Raw genomic sequence first — 18,322 nt, forward strand, 5'->3', positions numbered from 1 at the left:
GGCCTTCCATGAACGCCCGGGCGTACATGCCGGGGGAGGCGTGGCCCTGGAAGAACACCTGGTCCCCGCCGCCGGGGGCGTCCTTGCCGCGGAAGAAGTGGTTGAAGCCGACCTCGTAGAGGGTCGCCGCGCCGGCGTAGGTGGAGATGTGCCCGCCAACGCCGATGTCGGGCCGCTGCGCCCGGTGCACCATGACCGCGGCGTTCCACCGCATGTAGGCCCGGTAGCGGCGCTCGTATTCCTCGTTGCCGGGGAATTCGGCTTCCTGGTCCACCGGGATCGTGTTCACGTAATCCGTGGTGGTCACCATCGGCACCCCGACGCTCTGCGCGCCCGCGCGCTGCAGCAGGCTCCGCATGATGTATTGGGCACGCTCGGTGCCCTGTTCCCTGATCAACGCATCCAGGGACTCAACCCACTCGGCAGTCTCTTCCGGATCACGATCAGGCAGCTGGTTAGTCAACCCGCTGAGGATATGGGAGGTATCTTCTCCTGCAGCCACGTCCAACCTCTCTTTGCGCGCATGAATCGGCGCACTCAGGCCAGGCAGGGTGACTGCCCGGCGTACATACGCCATGTGCGACGTATCGGTTACAACAGCCCGGTCATGTGTGCCGGGCAGCTTCCTAGCGCTCCTATGTCCGCGCGGAGTCACAAGGTCGTCGTCCGCAGGCATAGTTGTCACCAGCCACTCTAGCCCTGACCACAACACGATGCGTAGCCGCGGCCCGGACCCTGCGGTTGTATTTCGTTCGTCATACTTGGTGTGTGACGAAAAGCCGCTGCGGCAGGGCTTTCGGAACCGGATGTGACGCAGAATATGCGCAGTTCCGGGGGCGGCAGCTTGAAGCGCAGGCACAAAGGGTGTTGGCTTGGGAGTAACGGAAATCACTATGCACACCGCATAAATGAGGTATTGGAGGTACACGTGAGCGAGGCCGACGCCGCCACTTCGGTAAATGTGGCGGAAAAATTGGGTTTCAAGAATGGGGATCTGATTCAGGAGTTCGGTTACGACGACGATGTCGACTTCGACTTGCGTGACGATATTGAGGACTTCACCGGCTCGGAAATGCTGGACGAGGACGATCACGAAGTAGCTGACGCCGTCATCCTGTGGTGGCGCGAGGGCGACGGGGACCTGGTGGACAGCCTGGTGGATTCCCTCACCACCCTCAGTGAAAAGGGCGTTGTCTGGATTCTTACCCCCAAGTCCGGAAGGGACGGGTACGTCTCGCCCGCGGACATCCAGGAGGCCGCTCCCACCGCCGGCCTTCACGTCACCACTTCGGCCGGCGTCTCCAAGGACTGGAGCGCAACCCGCCTGGTCAGCAGGAAGAACAAGTGACGGCAGCGGTCGAGGCAGCTACCGCAGCTCTTCCCGCCCTCGGGTCGGCAGCACCGGACTTCGAGCTCGCCAACCAGTACGGTGAGCCGGTCAGGCTGTCGTCCTTCCGCGGGCAGAATGTGGCACTGGTCTTCTATCCATTTGCCTTTTCCGGCATCTGCACCGGCGAACTTTGCGAGATACGGGACAACCTCGCCACTTTCGAGGATGCCGACGCCGTGGTTTTGGCAGTGTCGGTGGACAGCAAGTTCAGCCTGCGGGCCTACGCGGCACAGGAGGGCTACGGCTTTGATCTGCTCGCCGACTTCTGGCCCCACGGTGGTGTCGCCGAGGCCTATGGCGTCTTCGATGCAGACAGCGGCATGGCAAAACGTGCCACCTTCATCATTGATGCCGAGGGCAAGGTCCGCTACAGCGTCGTGAATCCCCGGGGCCAGGCCCGCGACTTCGCCGAGTACCGCTCCGCCCTCGCCGGCCTGAAACGGGCCTAAGGGAACCGTGGCTGGGCGGCGGCAGGGGACAGGCCTTACGGGGTTTGCCAGCCTGCCGCCCGTCGTGCCGGACCCGCCGTCCGCCAGCGACCTTGAGGTGCTGGTCCGGATCCGGGACCTGCTTGCCGGCTCCCGTTTTGCCCTGCTGACCGGCGCCGGCCTCAGCACGGATTCCGGCATCCCGGATTACCGCGGCCCGGACTCGCCGCCCCGCTCACCCATGACCTACCAGGAGTTCGTGCGGGAGGCCGGCAACCGGCAGCGCTACTGGGCAAGGAACCACATCGGCTGGTCCCACCTCCGCCACGCGGACCCCAACCAGGGCCACTACTCCGCCGCCGAACTGGAGCGCCGCGGCTACCTGACCGGCCTCATCACGCAGAACGTGGACCGGCTGCACCAGGACGCGGGCAGCTCCAACGTCGTGGATTTGCATGGCAGGTACGACCAGGTGGTGTGCCTGGACTGCGGGCGGACGTATTCGCGCCGCCTGGTGGCCGGCATGTTGGAGGAACTGAACCCCGGGTTCCTGGAGCGGGCAGCAGCCAGCGGCCTGGTGGAAATGGCACCGGATGCCGATTCAACGGTGGAGGACCAGGAACTCATCGGCAGTTTCGTGGTTGCAGTGTGCCCCGCCTGCGGCGGGACGCTCAAACCTGATTTCGTCTACTTCGGCGAGAACGTTCCCAAGGACAGGGTGGAACGGTCCTACGCCATGGTGGATGAAGCGGCGGCACTGGTGGTGGCAGGCTCGTCGCTGACGGTGATGAGCGGGCTGAGGTTCGTCCGGCATGCCGCCAAGGAAGCCAAGCCCGTCGTCATCATCAACAGGGGAGCCACGCGCGGCGATGACAAAGCCACCATCAAGCTTGAAGCCGGGGTCAGCCAGGCCCTCGCCTACCTGGCAGGCGAACTTCCGCCCCGCTAGCCGCTGCCGGCATTCGTGCGGATTCGCGTTTGGGGCCGGACGTCGGGTAGAGTCTATGTTCGTTGGTTGCGGCGGGAATCGCCGGAAACCACAGATTTTGGGTCTTTAGCTCAGCTGGTAGAGCGCCACGTTTACACCGTGGATGTCATCGGTTCGATCCCGGTAGGACCCACAGGAAACACCCCGTTGTCCCGCTGCCCGCGGGTACAGCGGGGTTTTTTGCTTGTCCGCCGTCGCCCCCGGGGGCCCGGCGTGATTGTCGGACCCCTGTCCTAGATTGCAGGCATGGAACACGTCATAGTGCGCACTGACAACAATGGGATGCCGACGGCGGTACTGGCCCAAGGCAGGCAATGGTCTGTGGGCGCCGAGCCGGTCAGGTGGTTCGAGCGGGTCAACTGGTGGGAGACCAACCGCAGGATGCCCAAGGGCAACAGCAGGGTGGACGTCGAAGTCCTTCAGTTGCAGGTGAGGCTGGGAAGCAACAGCAGGTCCGCCCTCACCACGATGTACCTGCAGCGGGACGGCCTCGGCGGCGGCTGGCGGCTCCGCGAATCGACTGTTAACGCGGCGTGACCCAGGGCTTTCGGGCATTGGAAAACCCTCCACCGCGGCTATTGGGGGATGCCGCGGTGAAGGGCCTGGGATGAATATACCGTGAACCGCCGGAAACAAAAAGTCACGCGCCGTTTCATGTCGCGCCCATGCCTCCCTTGGCCTTTCGCGGCCGCAGGAGGCCTTCGCCCCGCCACTATCATGGTTAGTGTTCAGCTGGATGGACAGCACCACAAGCGCAGGCGCCTACCGAAGGAGAATCATGGCCGATTCCCGCACCACCCGCTCTTCCGACGGACTGGGAAGCTCGTCGCCGGCGCCGGCCGTTACCCGCGCCGCTGCCGTGCTGGATGCCCTTGCCGCCTCGGCGGGCGGAAGGCTCACCCTGAGCGACCTCTCCCGCGAACTTGGCATTCCCAAATCCTCCACGTCCAATCTGCTGCTCGCGCTGGAGGAGGCCCGCCTGATCAGCCGGCAGGGTTCCGAATTCACCCTGGGACGCAAGCTCGTGGAGCTGGGCGCCGCCTACCTGAGCCGGCTGGACGAGGTCCAGGAGTTCTATCGGTACTGCGAGCAGGCACCCACCCTGTCAGGTGAAACCGTCCGGATCGCCATGCTGGACGGTACCAACGTCATCTACCTCGCCCGGTACGAAGGCCATCCTGCCGTCCGGCTGACGTCAAACATCGGGGACAAGATGCCTGTGTCCCTGTGCGCCGTGGGCAAGGCCCTGATCGCCAGGCTGCGGGACCACGACCTTGACGACATGTTCCCCGATGATGCGCAGCTTCCGGTGATGACACCCAAGTCCCTCCGCACCGGCCGTGAACTCAAGGCCCAGCTTCAGGTCATCCGGGAGCAGGGCTACGCCTTCGAGGATGAGGAATCGACCACCGGCGTGGTTTGCCTGGGCGTAGCCGTTCCCACCAGGGGCGCCCACGGGCCCAGCCTGGGCCTGTCCGTCACCGCACTCAAGGCAACGTACACCCCGGAGCAGGGAGCGCAGATGGTCAAGGAACTGCGGGAACTGGCCCACTCGCTGGGCAACCCCATGGGTTCGTAACGGAGAAGAAGCCGCGGGCAACATATCGGGTCCGTCACTTGCCACCCGTTCAACTTGCTGTACGCTGTTCATCATAGTGATCAGCATGGTCGATGCTGTCGCTGACCTGCCAGGCCAACGGGGGCCTGGCGCGTGATGAGGGAGTTCTTGTGACAACTCGTACTAATGCACCGCGGGCCGCCGACGATACCGCTGTCGATCCGGACCAGCTGCGAAGGGCAACTCTTGCCAGCTCTGTCGGTTCCGCTCTGGAGTACTACGACTTTTATATCTACGGCCTGGCGTCGGCGCTGATCTTCGGGCCGCTCTTCTTCGCTCCGCTCGGCGAAAGTGGAGCGGTCATCGCCTCCTTTGCCACCTATGGTGTGGGATTTGCGGCGCGGCCGTTCGGCGGCATCGTCTTCGGCCATGTCGGGGACCGGTTCGGCCGCAAGATGGTCCTGATCCTCACGATCGGCCTGATGGGCATGGCCAGCTTTGCCATCGGCCTGCTGCCAACTTTTGAACAGGCCGGCATGCTCGGGGCGGTCCTCCTGGTGACCCTGCGGATTATCCAGGGGCTGGGGGCCGGTGCTGAGCAGGCAGGCGCAACCACCCTGATCTCCGAGGTGGCGCCGCGCCGCCGTCGTGGTTTCTTCGCTTCACTGCCGTTCGTCGGCATCCAACTGGGTACCCTGCTCGGGGCCGGAACATTCGCGCTGATGGCCCTGGCCGACAAGGCCGTCCTGCAGGGCTGGCTGTGGCGCGTGCCGTTCCTGGCCAGCTTTATCCTGATCGTGATTGCGGTATTCATCCGCCTGCGCCTGAAGGAGACGCCCGTCTTCCAGGAACTGGAAAAGCACCAGGCTGTGGTGAAGAACCCTGTCGGCCAGATCTGGAAGCATTCAAAGAAAAGCGTCCTGGTGGGCATCGGCCTGCGCATGGGGGAGAACGGTAACTCCTCGATCTACTCCGCCCTCCTGGTGTCGTTCATCAGCATGCCTGCCGGCGTCTTCGCCGGGGACAAGTTCATCGGCCCCACCGGCCTCCTCATCGCCGCAGCCTTCGCTGCACTCATGGTGGTTACCTTTGGTGCGCTGTCCGACCGTTACGGCCGTGTCCCCGTGTACCGTTATGGCGCACTGTTCCAGGCCGTCATCGCGCTTCCGGCGTTCTACCTCGTAACGCTTGGCAACGTGGCGCTCGTCTGGGTGGTCATGGTGGTGGGCATCGCTTTGGGCGTACAGTCCATGCTTGGTCCGCAGTGCGCCCTGTTGCCCGAACTCTTCGGTTCCCAGCACCGCTTTACCGGTGTTGCCCTGAGCCGGGAAATCTCCGCCGTCCTCGCCGGCGGGTTCGCCCCCATGATCGGCGTCGCACTCCTTGCCGCCACGAACCACTCCTGGCTGGTGCCCGCGCTGTATTCATTGGTGCTTGCGCTGATCTCGTTCCTCACCACCTTCTTCACTCCGGAAGCAGGTGGCCGGGACCTGGTCCTGGTCGAGGACGCCAGCTGACAGCTTTCACTAAAACGCCCGGCCGGTTTACTCCGGCCGGGCGTTTTGCTGCTGGGCAGGCGCTGGGCCTGTCAGCTGCGGGGCTCAGTAGAAGTGGACTGTGTCCACCAGGTGCGGCAGTTCGCCGCCGTCCAGGAAGGTGCGCAGGTTGCTGCAGAACCTTTCGGCAATCAGCCGGTTTTCCGCTGCACTCAAGGCGGAGGTGTGCGGAGAAACCAGGACCTTGGGGTGGCTCCACAGCGGGCTGTCGTGGGGGAGCGGCTCCACGGCAAAGACGTCCAGGCAGGCGTAGGAGACCTGGCCGTTGTCCAGTGCTTCCAGCAGCGCCTCCTCATCCACCACGGTTCCCCGCCCCACGTTGACGAAGACGGTGCCGGGCTTCATGGCGGCGAAGACGTCGCGGTTGAAGAGGTTCTCCGTGTAGGGCGTTCCGGGAAGGGTGTTAACCACGGCGTCGGCGGTGGCCAGGAGGCGCGGCAGGGCTTCGTTGCCGGCCACTTCCGCGATGCCTTCCAGGGGCTCCAGCGTGCGCTTGGTTCCACTGACCTGCATGCCGAGGGCGCGGGCCAGGCGCGCTGTTTCAAGGCCGATTTCTCCGAGGCCGGCAATCACCAGCCGTGAGCCGCTGGCCAGCCGGGTCGGGGTGCGGAGCGCGGGCCAGGCCTTGGCTTCCTGGTCCCGCACCAGCTCGGCCGTGCGCTTGAAGCCGTTGAGGATCCCCATGGTCGCGAACTCCGCCAGCGGCAGGGCGTGGACGCCGGCCGAGGTGGTGACCTTGAATTTCTGCAGGACCTCCTGGTCCAATCCGGAGGCCTTCACGGCTCCGCCTGCTCCGGCGGCCATCGCGTGGACCCACTGCAGGTGTCCATTTTCGACGGCGACGCGCGCCAGCCCGGACGGGCTCTCGTTCGGGAAGCCGTACAGCACCTGGGCGCTGTTCAGCATGTCCCAGTAGCGCTCTTCCTGTTCGGCGGTCCGCTGGAAGGCGGGGTCCCCCGCGTGGTCGGCGGGGTACCGCTCAGGCGGCAGCAGGTCGGGCTCGTACAGGACAGTCACGGAGGGGTCCACGGCGCGGATTTGGTCCACGAACTCGGCCTCGAGCGGGACGGCGATGGCCACGGTAGTAATTGGAGTCATGCTGTTCATCATACTGAATAGCGGCAAAAGTACTGAACAGGCAGCGGCGTGGGGCTTGTGGTCAGTGGTGCACGGGAATGAAGACCCGCGGCTGCTCGGTCCAGGTGTCCGACATCTGGGACATGGTCCGGCGCATGATGCGGTCCGAAGCTTCCCGTGCAGCCGCGGCGTCGCCCCGTGCGATCGCCTCTGCCACGTCCACATGCCACTGCAGCGCCGCCTGGTGCGGGTGGTCCGGCATCAGGCCATGGACGGTCCGGCCCGTCAGGGTCTCAGCCACCTGCCCCATGAGGTTGGCGAACATTTCGTTGCCGGACCCGGAGAGCAGCAGCGAATGGAACCGGATGTCCAGTTCCAGGAAGCGTGCGGTCTCGCCGTTGTTGCCGGCTTCGCGCATGGCGCGGGCAACGTCGACGAGCTCGAGCCGCAGTGGCGCCGGGGCATTTTGCGCGGCGAGCTCAGCGGCGGCGGGTTCGACGGCGGCGCGCAGCTCCGCGAGGGAGCGCAGCTGGGCACCTCGGGCGTCGCTGGCCAGGCGCCACCTGATGACCTGCGGATCGAAGGGGTTCCACCGGCTCGGCGGCAATACCCGGATGCCCACCCGTTTGGTGGTCTCCACCAGCCCCAGTGACTGCAGGACCCGCACCGCTTCGCGGACCACGGACCGGGATACCTTCAGCTCGTCCTCCAGCTGTTCGGCGAGCATGATGTGGCCAGCGGGAAGGTCGCCCGAGATGATGCGGGTGCCAAGGTTCTCGATGGCACGGTGGTGCAGGCTGCTGGTCATGCTGCTAAGCCTAGTGCGGGCGGCGATGCCGGGCGGCAGCGGTCGTAGACTGGCCGCGACACAAACAGTTCCATTACGCGGCCGTTACTTTCCAGTCGCCGCCGGAATATATATGCTTTATTCCGACCCCCTGATATGCCTCGGCGTCTTCCGCCCGTGGAAGGCAGCATCCGTCGCACACAATGAATTGGAGTTATTGATGTCTGCACACATCGGTGTCACCGGCCTCGCAGTGATGGGCGCCAACCTGGCCCGCAACCTGGCCCGCAACGGCTTCACGGTTGCCCTGCACAACCGGTCGGTGGAAAAGACCGACACCCTGCTGGAGAAGTACGGCTCCGAGGGCGACTTCATCCGGACCGAAAGCCTGCAGGAACTGGTCGACTCCCTGGAGAAGCCGCGCCGCGTGCTCATCATGGTCAAGGCCGGCAAGCCGGTTGATTCCGTCATCGAGCAGCTTGAGCCGCTCCTGGAGCCGGGTGACATCATCATCGACGCCGGCAACTCCCACTACGAGGACACCCGCCGCCGCGAGGCCGCGCTGGCCAAGAAGGACCTGCACTTCGTGGGCGTTGGCGTCTCCGGCGGCGAGGAGGGCGCGCTGAAAGGTCCGTCCATCATGCCCGGCGGATCGAAGGAGTCCTACAAGGCCCTCGGCCCGCTGCTGGAAAAGATCTCCGCCAAAGTCGACGGCGAACCCTGCTGTGCATGGATCGGAACCGACGGCGCGGGCCACTTCGTCAAGATGGTCCACAACGGCATCGAATACGCCGACATGCAGGTCATCGGCGAGGCCTTCGACCTGCTCCGCTCCGGTGCCGGCATTGAACCCGCCGAGCAGGCCAAGATCTTCACCGAGTGGAACAAGGGCGACCTGTCGTCCTTCCTGATCGAGATCTCCGCCGAAGTCCTCGGCCACGTCGACGCGAAGACCGGCAAGCCGTTCGTCGACGTCGTGGTGGACGCCGCGGGCCAGAAGGGCACCGGCCGCTGGACCGTCATCTCCGCGCTTGAGCTGGGCTCCCCGGTCTCCGGCATCGCCGAATCGGTCTTCGCCCGTGCGCTGTCCTCGCAGGCTGCGCAGCGCAAGCTGGGCCAGGAACTGCTCGAAGGCGGGGAATCCGCCGTCGAAATCCCTGAAACCTTCGTGGAGGACGTCCGCCAGGCGCTGTACGCGTCAAAGCTCGTCTCCTACGCCCAGGGCCTGGACATGCTGACCTCCGCAGCCAAGGAGTACGGCTGGGACCTGAAGCTGGACGAGATTGCTTCCCTGTGGCGTGCGGGCTGCATCATCCGCGCCGAACTGCTCAAGGACATCACCAAGGCTTACGCCGCGGACGAAAAGCCGGCCAACCTGCTGTTCGCCCCCGCCTTCACCAAGGCGATTGCCGAGGCCCTGCCGGCATGGCGCCGCGTGGTTGCCACGGCGGTGCAGCTCGGCATCCCGGTGCCGGTTTTCTCTTCCTCCCTGGCCTACTACGACGGCCTGCGCCGCAAGCGCGTGGCCGCCGCCCTGATCCAGGGCCAGCGCGACCTGTTCGGCGCCCACACGTACGGCCGCGTTGACGCCGAGGGCACGTTCCACACCCTCTGGGGCGAGGACAAGTCCGAAATCGCAGCGGTGGACACCCACTAGGACCTGCAGCAGCAGCACGAAAGGCGGGCAGTTCCCGGAAAATCCGGGAACTGCCCGCCTTTTGCATGGCTGGCGGTGGCTGCGGCGAAGCGGCCCGCGGCCAGGTGTCAGATGCGGTATTCGATGTCGTACTCGGCCGGGTCGACGGCGGGTTTGGTCTCCCGCTGCGCATCCCTGTGGCGCCACTTGGCGGGAACGCCCGTGACGATCGATTCCGGCGGGGCGTCCTTGACCACTACGGCATTGGCTCCGACGGCGCTGTCACGGCCGATGGTGATGGGGCCCAGGATTTTGGCGCCCGCGCCGATGGTCACGCGGTCTTCGATGGTGGGGTGGCGCTTGATCCGCGCCAGCGACCGGCCGCCGAGCGTCACGCCGTGATACATCATGACGTCTTCACCGATCTCGGCTGTCTCGCCGATGACCACGCCCATGCCGTGGTCGATGAAGAACCGCCTGCCGATGGTGGCGCCGGGGTGGATCTCGATGCCGGTCCAGGAGCGCCCCAGCTGCGACAGGAGCCGTGCCGGGAACCGGAGCGCCGGGTTCTGCCACATCCGGTGCGTCAGCCGGTGGATCCAGATGGCGTGCAGGCCGGAATAGGCGAAAAAGTTCTCAAAAGAACCTCGAGCCGCCGGGTCGTGGGACCGGGCGGCGTCGAGGTCTTCCTTCAGTCTTGCGAAAAAGCCCACAAAGTTCTTTCTACAGGAAACGGGCGGAGGACGGCTTGGAATCAGCCGCGGATGTCGTCATAGAGCACGGTGGAGATGTAACGCTCGCCGAAGTCGCAGACCACCGCGACGATCAGCTTGCCGGCGTTTTCCGGACGCTTTGCCAGCTCCAGGGCACCCCAGACGATGGCGCCGGAGGAGATGCCGCCCAGGATGCCTTCCTTGACGCCAAGCTCCCGGGCCACGCGGACGGAGTCCTCGAGGGTGGCATCCAGGACCTCGTCATAGACGTTGGTGTCGAGCAGTTCCGGAATGAAGTTGGCACCCAGGCCCTGGATCTTGTGCGGGCCGGGGGCGCCGCCGTTGAGGATCGGGGAATCCTTGGGCTCCACGGCCACGATCTGGACGCCCGGCTTGCGTTCCTTCAGCACCTGCCCGACGCCGGTGATGGTCCCGCCGGTGCCGATGCCGGAGACAAAGATGTCAACCTCGCCGTCGGTGTCAGCCCAGACCTCCTCAGCGGTGGTCTTGCGGTGGATCTCCGGGTTGGCCTCGTTGGCGAACTGCTGCGCCCAGATGGAGTTCTCCGTGTTGGCAACGATCTCCTGGGCCTTTTCGACCGCGCCTCGCATGCCTTCCGAACCCGGGGTCAGCACAATTTCGGCACCAAAGGCGCGCAGCATGACCCGGCGTTCGGTGGACATGGTCTCCGGCATGGTGAGGATGACCTTGTAGCCGCGGGCAGCACCCACCATGGCCAGCGCGATGCCGGTGTTGCCCGAGGTGCCTTCGACGATGGTTCCGCCGGGCTTGAGGGCCCCGGACTTTTCCGCGGCGTCGATGATGGCAACGCCGATGCGGTCCTTGACGCTGTTGGCCGGGTTGTAGAACTCCAGCTTGACGGCGACGGTGGCGCCCAGGCCCTCGCTGAGCCGGTTGAGCCTGACCAGCGGGGTTCCGCCTACCAGCTGCGTTACATCGTCATAGATCCGTGCCATGTACATACGCCTATCTCTGAAGGGTGAATACTGAGGTCAGCCTAACGAGGCCGCGTAACGGTGGCTAAGCGTTAAGCCATGCAGAGTAATATTTCCGCGCCTTGGCGAGCTTGGGGTTGATGATCACCTGGCAGTACCCCTGCTCCGGGTGCTTTGCGTAGTAGTTCTGGTGGAACTCCTCGGCCACGTGGAACCGGGGCAGCCGGCTGACTTCCGTGACGATCGGATGCGCCCACAGCGCCTGGTTCCGTTCGATGGCCTCCTCGAACAGGATCTTCTCCTCCGTGGTCTCGTAGAACATGGACGAGCGGTACTGCGTGCCGACGTCGTATCCTTGGCGGTTCAGGGTCGTGGGGTCGTGCAGGGCGAAGAACATGTCAAGGATGACCTCGGACGGAATGACCTCCTCATCGAAGGTCACCGCCACCACTTCCGCGTGCCCGGTGGTTCCGCTGCAGACGGAGTAGTAGTCAGGCTGGGGATCGTGGCCGCCGGTGTAGCCGGACACCACTGAGCTGACGCCCCTGGTCTTCTGGTAGACGGCGTCAAGGCACCAGAAGCAGCCTCCGCCAAGAACAAAAGTTTTCATGACCTCTTCAATGGTTGGCGGCGTCGGATGATTCCCGGGCGCCGGTGCCCGGACGGGCAACATAAGGCGGCGCAAGGGCGATGGGGTAAAACTAAGACTATGGAACCTGTGGACACCGACGTTACCGGCCCGGCAGATCACGACGCCGAAGATCACGACGCCGGCGGCTCCTCCGGCGGCCCGGCCGCCGGCATGGGCGCGCCCACGCTGGGCGAACTGCTCCTCGCCGTGGAGGAACTCTGGCCCGAGTCCCTGGCCGAGAACTGGGACGAGGTGGGCCTGGTGGCAGGCCATCCCGCTGCTCCGGTGACCAAGGTCATGTTCGCGGTCGATCCCACGCTGGAGGTGATCGAGGAAGCGGTGGAATGGGGCGCCGAACTGCTCATCACCCACCACCCGCTGCTGTTGAAGGGGGTCACATCCGTTGCCGCCACAACCGCGAAGGGCCGCGCGGTGCACCGGCTGATCGAGTCGGGAACAGCACTGCTCACCGTGCACACCAACGGGGACTCCGCCGTCGGGGGCGTCTCCGACGTCCTTGCCGACGCCCTGGGCCTCCAGGACGTTGCACCGCTGGCCGTGTCCGCCAACGGGCTGCCGGAAGAGGGCATCGGGCGCGTCGGGGACCTGGCGGACGCCATGAGCCTGGGCGACTTCGCCGCCAGGGTGTTCGGGATCCTCCCATCCGTGGCCGGGGGAGTGCGCGTCTCGGGCGACAAGGACGGCCTCGTGCGGCGCATCGCCGTCTGCGGCGGGGCCGGCGATTCATTGTTCAGCGAGGTCCGGGCCAGCAACGCAGACGTCTATGTCACCGCCGACCTCCGGCACCATCCCGCTTCCGAGGCACGCGAAGCTGCCCTCAACGGCCGGCCCTACCTGGTGGATGTCTCGCACTTCGCCAGCGAATGGCTCTGGCTGCCGGCCGCCGCGGCAGCACTCGGCAATGTGCTGGCGGACCAGGGCCATGACGTTGAGATCCAGGTCAGCACCACCAACAGCGACCCCTGGGACTTCATCCTGACCCCGGGCTAACCCCGGGGCACGGCGAGGCAGGGGAACAGGACACGCGCTAGAGTCTAGGAAGCGCCGGTCAGGCGCCCGGCCCCGGCCGGCAGGTCTCAAGCGGAGGTAACAGTGGCCAAGGCAGCACCGGCGGAACAGTTGAAGTTGCTCGAACTGCAGGGCCTGGACGCCAGCCTGAAAGCCCTCGCCACCCGCCGCCGCACGCTGGAAAACGACCCCCGGATCAAGGACCTTGAGGCCGCCCTGTCAGTCGCCAACGGCGAACTGGGCGCGGCGAAGGTGGCTGTGCACGATGCCGAGGCCGAACTGAAGCGGGCGGAGGCCGACGTCGAGCAGGTTGCTTCCCGCATCGAACGCGACGAGGCGCGGCTGAACAGCGGCACCGGCCTGTCGAAGGACCTCGTGGCGCTGCAGAAGGACATCGCCTCGCTGACCAAGCGGCGCTCGGACCTGGAGGATGTGGAACTGGAGGTCCTGGAGCGGCTGGACACGCTGCGGGAGCGGCAGGCCACCCAGCAGCGGATCGTCGATGACATCCAGGGTTCCTTCGCCGGCATCCGCGGGGAGCTTGACGCCGCGCTGGCAGAGGTTGACGCCGAGGCCCGGGGCGTCCAGGACAGGCGCAACGAATTCGCCCGGGGCCTGGACGCCGGCCTGCTGGCCGTCTACGAAAAGACCCTGGCCAGGCGCGGCGTGGGTGCGGCCCGGCTCTTCCATGGCACCTCCGAGGCGTCGGGCATGAAACTGAGCCCCGGCGACCTGGCGGAGATCAAGACGGCCGCGGCGGACGACGTCGTCTTTTGCCCTGACTCCGGCGCTATCCTGGTCCGCTCGGACGAATGGTCCTGAGCCGCAAGGTCAGCCCGGCAGGATGATGTTCAGGGCGTGCGGCTTTCGCGCGGACCCCGGCACCAGCTCCGCGTCCCATTTCTCCCGCGCAGCCTTCAGCACGTCCGACGGCGTTGCGGGCACCTTTCCGCGGCGCGCCAGCAGGTGCCGCGCGAGTTCGCCGCGGGTGTGCTTGGCGAAATGGCTGACCACCTTGCGCACCCCGCCTGCCTCCGTGAAGACGTTGACCGTCACGGTCTGCTCCGCCGGCGGAGCCCACGCCGCCGCATAGGTGGTGGACCGGCAGTCCACCAGCAGGTGGCCGGACACAGCCTCCCTGAGCGCATCGGTGAGCTGCGGCTTCCAGAACGTGGCAAGCCGCCCGACGTCGGGCAGCGGGGTCCCCATGGACAGCCTGTACGCGGGCACGCTGTCCCCGAGGCGGATGGCGCCCCAGAGCGCTGAAACCACCAGCACGCACTCGTCCGCCTTGCGCCGCTGGGTCTGCGTCAGGGACTGGTAGCCCAGGGCGTCATAGAGGACGCCGGAGTAGATGCGGTGTGCCGGGGCGGCCGGTTCTGCGTGCAGGCGGGTGTTGCGTTCGACGTCGTCCTTCAGCGAAGCCCCCACGCCCAGCAGCGCGAGGGCATCCTCGTGCGCACTCACCGTGCCCAGGGCGTCCAGGACTTTTGCGCGGTACGCGTTCAGCTGGGGGAAGCTCAGTGACGGCCAGTCGACGGCGGATCCCCGGACTGCGGGTGTCTTGCCTTCGGAAGGGGGAAGCAGAATCAGCACCGTCCGATCCTACCGGCGACAGGGATCGCCTCCGGCGCCGGTAGACTGGATGGCGGATGGGACAGCCAGACGGCCGCGCGCCACGCAGGTGGCTCGAGGAACGTCCGGGCTCCACAGGGCAGGGTGGTGGGTAACGCCCACTCGGGGTAACCCGCAGGCCAGTGCCACAGAAAACAGACCGCCCGCCTTCCCCGTCCCCGGACAGGGGAGCGCGGGTAAGGGTGAAACGGTGGTGTAAGAGACCACCAGCTTCCCGGGTGACCGGGAAGGCTAGGTAAACCCCACCCGGAGCAAGGCCAGACAGGACACGTTTGAGGGCTGCCCGCCCAAGTGTCCGGGTAGGCCGCTGGAGGGTGCCGGCAACGGTACTCGTAGATGGATGGCCGTCGCCCCCGTTCCGGTAACGGGACGGGGGAACAGAACCCGGCGTACCGGCTGTCCCATCCGCACACCCGGGTCAAGCCGGCATCCCGGTTTGACCTGACACTGCGGGTTGGGGATGCTGGACCGTGGCCGTAAACACCGACCCCCCGACCGTGACCGCAGAAGTCCATCCGCAGCTCCCGTCGCACGGCCTCCAGGCCGTCGCCTTCATCGGCTTCCTGGCCCTTTCCGCGGCGGCATGGGCGCTTGCCTCCATCCCCATCATCCTGAATCTTGGCGGCTGGTTCGCTGCTGCCGCCAACGCACCCTGGATGCCGCCGGGCTGGATGTTCCGCTCGATGTGGATGGCCCTGTATGCCGGTGTTGCCGTCGCCGCGTGGCTGGTCTGGCGCAGGGGAGCGATGGTTGGCGGCACCCTGGCCGGTTACACAGCCCAGCTCCTGCTCAACGCCGCCTGGCCGGCGACTTTCTTTGGCCTCTTCCCGATCCTGGGAACGGCCGCTTTATGGGCGGCGTTCGCCGTGATCTGCGCCCTGGCCGTTTCCCTGGCATTCCTGGTCCTGCGTTTCGGCCCCGCCAGTGCCGGCGCCGGGCTCCTGGTGCTGCCGTATCTCTCCTGGGTGGTCTTCTCCGCCAGCCTGAACCTCTATTCGGCACTCCACAACTGAGAGCCCGCATCCGGTGGGGGCTGTGTGAGTGATTTCACGCGATACGGTCCTGTTCCGGGGTGCGGGCCAAATTAGAATAGTGGAAGGACGCAGGAGTTCTTCCGCCGGGAATTGCGTTCGCAACCGGCGGTTTTTCTTTGCAGCGATCCAGGTGCCTGGGGGCCGACCCCTGCAGGCGCCGGTGCCCCTGGACATCATCAGGTGGCCTACATCTGTGTACGAGGACGTACACGGCTGAACCGAGGAAGGTATTTCTGTGAGCCAGACGTCTGATTCTTGCCTTGACACGTGGATGGGCCGGGAGGCCCTCGCCGAGGCCATGATCCCGGTGATCGGCAGGCTGTACCGCGAAAACAACGTGGTGACCAGCATCCACGGCCGGAGCCTGATCAACAAGTCCACCATGAACATCCTCAAGGCGCACCGTTTTGCGCGCCGGATGAGCAAGGACGAGCTGCTCCTGGAGGAAACAGCACCCCTGCTGAACACCTTGGCCGGCCTTGAACTGGGTGCGGCCGCCATCGACATCGCCCGGCTGAACCAGAAATTCAAGGAGGAAGGCAACGGCGCCTCCCTCGAAGAGTTCCTCCGCGGCGAGCTCGCCGAGATCGTCGGCAAGCGCGGCGGAGACGAGCGCACCAGCACCGACGTCGTGCTCTACGGCTTTGGCCGGATCGGCCGCCTGCTGGCGCGCCTCCTCATCGAAAAGGCCGGTGGTGGGCACGGCCTGCGCCTGCGCGCCATCGTGGTACGCCGCGGATCCGACAACGACCTTTCCAAGCGCGCCAGCCTGCTCCGCCGGGACTCCGTCCACGGTTCCTTCGAGGGCACCATCCGGATCGACGAGGCGGCCAACACCATCACGGCCAACGGCGTCCGGATCCAGGTCATCTACTCCAATGATCCCGCCACGATCGACTACACCGCCTACGGCATCAACAACGCGCTGGTGGTGGACAACACCGGCCGCTGGCGCGATGCCGAAGGCCTCTCCCAGCACCTGCAGAGCAAGGGTGTTGCACGGGTGCTGCTGACTGCACCGGGCAAGGGCGAGCTGAAAAACATCGTCCACGGCATCAACCACCGGGACATCGAGGACAGTGACACGATCGTCTCCGCTGCGTCCTGCACCACCAACGCCATCACTCCGGTCCTGAAGGCCATCAACGACAAGTTCGGCGTGGTCCACGGCCACGTGGAAACCGTCCACTCCTTCACCAACGATCAGAACCTGATCGACAACTTCCACAAGGGCGACCGCCGCGGCCGCTCCGCCGCCCTGAACATGGTGATCACCGAGACCGGCGCCGCCAAGGCGGTGGCCAAGGCCCTCCCCGAACTCCTGGGCAAGCTGACCGGCAGCTCCATCCGCGTCCCCACCCCGGACGTCTCCCTGGCCATCCTGAACCTCAGCCTGGAAAACGGCACCACCAAGGACGAGGTCAACAACTACCTGCGGGAAATGTCGCTGCACTCCGACCTGCGCAAGCAGATCGACTACATCGACTCTCCCGAGGTGGTCTCCACCGACTTCGTGGGCTCCCGCCGCGCCGGCATCGTCGATGGCCTCGCCACCGTATCCGCGGACAAGAACCTGGTCCTCTACGTCTGGTACGACAACGAGTTCGGCTACAGCTGCCAGGTGGTCCGCGTCATGGAGGAAATGGCCGGCGTGAACCCGCCGTCGTTCCCCGCGAAGGAAACGGCTTCGGCGCTCGCAGCTATCGCCGTCTAGCACGTTCCAGCGAATTCCCGGCTGGTTCTCTGGAATCAGCCGGGAAAGGGGACCACACTGTTCCCATGGACAACGAATCGACGCTTCAGCACGAGACCACCCTGGAACACGCACTCGACGTAGCCAAGGCCAACCACAAGGAAGCCGTCCGGCTGCTTGAGCGTGCCCGGGCCGCGCAGAAGACCGGCGATGTCACCGAGGACCGGGTCCGCCAGCTTGAGGGGCTCCTGGCCATCGCCGAGGAAGACCTGCGAAGGGTCATGCGCGAGCAATAGCAGGGCAGGGTGTGATCCATCACTCGTCCTCAACAGTGTGGATATCGGCGGCCTGGCACATCCTGTGTCCTAGGCTCATGGGATGCCTGACTCCCGCCCCCTGGCCGCATGAGCATCAGCTGGTCCGCCTACCGCCGTGCACGCCGGCGTTCCCGCCAGGCCTGGGCTGTCCTCGCAACGTGCGCGGCAGCAGTACTCGCCGCCGTCTTCTGGTTTTTCACCGCCGGCCAGTTCGCCGCCGCCGGACCTGCGCCGGACGCGCCCACAGAGGCGCCGGTCATCGACCCCGCCTGGATGAAACCGGTGGCGCAACCGCATGCGGTTCCCGCCGGTCCGGCACTCTCCGCGCTGGACAGGCTGGCCGTGAAGGGCCGGGCTGCGAACACCGGCTACGACCGTGAGGCATTCGGCCAGGCCTGGCTGGATGTTGACCGCAACGGCTGCGACACCCGCAATGACATCCTGCGGCGGGACCTCGCGGATGTGGTGTTCGCGGAAGGATCGCGCTGCAGGGTGACAGCGGGGCATTTCAGGGAGCCCTATACAGGCCAGGCGGTGGACTTCCGGCGCGGCTCAGAGAGCAGCCGCGCGGTGCAGATCGACCATGTGGTGGCCCTGGGCGATGCCTGGCAGAAGGGCGCGCAGGGGCTCGCTGCCAAGGACCGGCAGAGCCTGGCCAACGATCCGCTGAACCTCATTGCCGTTGATGGTCCGGCGAACCAGCAAAAAAGCTCGGGCGATGCTGCTACGTGGCTGCCGAAGAACACCGCGATCCGCTGCCATTACGTGGCCCGCCAGATTTCGGTGAAGGCCGCCTACGGACTGTGGGTCACGGAAGCGGAAAAGGACGCCATGAAGCGGGTCCTCTCCTCCTGCCCGGAGCAGCCAACCATCAGTACGCGCTGACGCCAACCA

19 protein-coding genes, 1 tRNA gene, 1 other RNA gene and 1 pseudogene are annotated in these 18,322 nt (G+C 65.8%); 15 read left to right on the plus strand and 7 right to left on the minus strand.

What is annotated here, in order from left to right:
* Positions 1–502, minus strand: a pseudogene (locus K4G53_RS11155) (pyruvate dehydrogenase (acetyl-transferring), homodimeric type); the annotation flags it as partial.
* Between the two features lie 426 nt (positions 503–928).
* Between K4G53_RS11155 and K4G53_RS11160 the strand changes: the two are divergent.
* From K4G53_RS11160 to K4G53_RS11190, 7 genes are all read left to right on the plus strand, one after another.
* Positions 929–1,348, plus strand: coding sequence for a DUF3052 domain-containing protein (locus tag K4G53_RS11160; protein WP_221385785.1), 420 nt, complete (start codon positions 929–931; stop codon positions 1,346–1,348).
* Entirely contained in the window at positions 1,345–1,839 is a 495-nt protein-coding gene (locus K4G53_RS11165; protein ID WP_221385786.1) for a peroxiredoxin, read from the plus strand. The genes K4G53_RS11160 and K4G53_RS11165 overlap by 4 nt, the downstream gene beginning before the upstream one ends.
* A 7-nt stretch (positions 1,840–1,846) precedes the next feature.
* On the plus strand, positions 1,847–2,767 hold the full coding sequence (locus K4G53_RS11170; RefSeq protein WP_221385787.1) for an NAD-dependent protein deacetylase: 921 nt from the start codon (positions 1,847–1,849) through the stop codon (positions 2,765–2,767).
* A gap of 99 nt (positions 2,768–2,866) precedes the next feature.
* A tRNA-Val gene (locus tag K4G53_RS11175) sits at positions 2,867–2,939 on the plus strand.
* Between the two features lie 113 nt (positions 2,940–3,052).
* Positions 3,053–3,343, plus strand: a complete 291-nt coding sequence (locus tag K4G53_RS11180; protein ID WP_221385788.1) for a hypothetical protein — start codon at positions 3,053–3,055, stop codon at positions 3,341–3,343.
* A 241-nt stretch (positions 3,344–3,584) separates the two neighbouring features.
* Entirely contained in the window at positions 3,585–4,385 is an 801-nt protein-coding gene (locus tag K4G53_RS11185) for an IclR family transcriptional regulator (protein ID WP_221385789.1), read from the plus strand.
* Between the two features lie 149 nt (positions 4,386–4,534).
* Positions 4,535–5,881: an MFS transporter gene (locus K4G53_RS11190; protein WP_221385790.1), complete on the plus strand. Its 1,347-nt coding sequence runs from the start codon at positions 4,535–4,537 to the stop codon at positions 5,879–5,881.
* Positions 5,882–5,965: 84 nt separating this feature from the next.
* Here the strand turns inward: K4G53_RS11190 and K4G53_RS11195 are convergent, their stop codons facing one another.
* A complete protein-coding gene (locus K4G53_RS11195; RefSeq protein ID WP_221385791.1) occupies positions 5,966–7,030 on the minus strand; it encodes a D-2-hydroxyacid dehydrogenase in 1,065 nt (354 codons plus the stop codon).
* Between the two features lie 49 nt (positions 7,031–7,079).
* The gene (locus tag K4G53_RS11200; protein ID WP_221385792.1) at positions 7,080–7,805 is read right to left on the minus strand and encodes a FadR/GntR family transcriptional regulator; all 726 of its coding nucleotides are present in this window, start codon (positions 7,803–7,805) and stop codon (positions 7,080–7,082) included.
* 199 nt (positions 7,806–8,004) lie between these two features.
* On the opposite strand from K4G53_RS11200, the gene gndA reads away from it, so the two are divergent.
* Entirely contained in the window at positions 8,005–9,441 is a 1,437-nt protein-coding gene (gndA, locus tag K4G53_RS11205; protein ID WP_221385793.1) for an NADP-dependent phosphogluconate dehydrogenase, read from the plus strand.
* 107 nt (positions 9,442–9,548) lie between these two features.
* Here the strand turns inward: gndA and epsC are convergent, their stop codons facing one another.
* From epsC to msrA, 3 genes are all read right to left on the minus strand, one after another.
* Positions 9,549–10,133: a serine O-acetyltransferase EpsC gene (gene epsC / locus K4G53_RS11210; protein WP_221385794.1), complete on the minus strand. Its 585-nt coding sequence runs from the start codon at positions 10,131–10,133 to the stop codon at positions 9,549–9,551.
* Positions 10,134–10,174: 41 nt separating this feature from the next.
* Complete coding sequence (cysK, locus tag K4G53_RS11215) at positions 10,175–11,110, minus strand: cysteine synthase A (protein WP_221385795.1); 936 nt, start codon at positions 11,108–11,110, stop codon at positions 10,175–10,177.
* Positions 11,111–11,174: 64 nt separating this feature from the next.
* Positions 11,175–11,699: a peptide-methionine (S)-S-oxide reductase MsrA gene (gene msrA / locus K4G53_RS11220; RefSeq protein ID WP_221385796.1), complete on the minus strand. Its 525-nt coding sequence runs from the start codon at positions 11,697–11,699 to the stop codon at positions 11,175–11,177.
* A gap of 99 nt (positions 11,700–11,798) precedes the next feature.
* Here msrA and K4G53_RS11225 point away from each other — a divergent pair, with 99 nt between their 5' ends.
* Both K4G53_RS11225 and K4G53_RS11230 read left to right on the plus strand, forming a co-directional pair.
* Positions 11,799–12,731: a Nif3-like dinuclear metal center hexameric protein gene (locus tag K4G53_RS11225; RefSeq protein WP_221385797.1), complete on the plus strand. Its 933-nt coding sequence runs from the start codon at positions 11,799–11,801 to the stop codon at positions 12,729–12,731.
* A 102-nt stretch (positions 12,732–12,833) separates the two neighbouring features.
* Positions 12,834–13,571: a zinc ribbon domain-containing protein gene (locus K4G53_RS11230; protein WP_221385798.1), complete on the plus strand. Its 738-nt coding sequence runs from the start codon at positions 12,834–12,836 to the stop codon at positions 13,569–13,571.
* Between the two features lie 9 nt (positions 13,572–13,580).
* Here K4G53_RS11230 and K4G53_RS11235 read toward each other — a convergent pair whose 3' ends face one another.
* Positions 13,581–14,345, minus strand: a complete 765-nt coding sequence (locus tag K4G53_RS11235; RefSeq protein ID WP_221385799.1) for a YaaA family protein — start codon at positions 14,343–14,345, stop codon at positions 13,581–13,583.
* Positions 14,346–14,402: 57 nt separating this feature from the next.
* Here K4G53_RS11235 and rnpB point away from each other — a divergent pair.
* The 5 genes from rnpB to K4G53_RS11260 all read left to right on the plus strand — a co-directional run bounded on the left by rnpB (position 14,403) and on the right by K4G53_RS11260 (position 18,313).
* Positions 14,403–14,792, plus strand: an RNA gene (gene rnpB, locus K4G53_RS11240) — RNase P RNA component class A.
* 89 nt (positions 14,793–14,881) lie between these two features.
* Positions 14,882–15,397, plus strand: a complete 516-nt coding sequence (locus K4G53_RS11245) for a TspO/MBR family protein (protein WP_308287866.1) — start codon at positions 14,882–14,884, stop codon at positions 15,395–15,397.
* 256 nt (positions 15,398–15,653) lie between these two features.
* A complete protein-coding gene (locus tag K4G53_RS11250; RefSeq protein WP_221385801.1) occupies positions 15,654–17,132 on the plus strand; it encodes a glyceraldehyde-3-phosphate dehydrogenase in 1,479 nt (492 codons plus the stop codon).
* 65 nt (positions 17,133–17,197) lie between these two features.
* Positions 17,198–17,407 carry a hypothetical protein gene (locus tag K4G53_RS11255; protein WP_221385802.1) on the plus strand — a complete coding sequence of 70 codons (210 nt, stop codon included), beginning with the start codon at positions 17,198–17,200 and terminating at the stop codon, positions 17,405–17,407.
* A 108-nt stretch (positions 17,408–17,515) separates the two neighbouring features.
* The gene (locus tag K4G53_RS11260) at positions 17,516–18,313 is read left to right on the plus strand and encodes an HNH endonuclease family protein (protein ID WP_221385803.1); all 798 of its coding nucleotides are present in this window, start codon (positions 17,516–17,518) and stop codon (positions 18,311–18,313) included.
* Positions 18,314–18,322: the final 9 nt, after the last annotated feature.

It is taken from the genome of Arthrobacter sp. MAHUQ-56 (assembly GCF_019710585.1).
GTDB lineage: Bacteria > Actinomycetota > Actinomycetes > Actinomycetales > Micrococcaceae > Arthrobacter.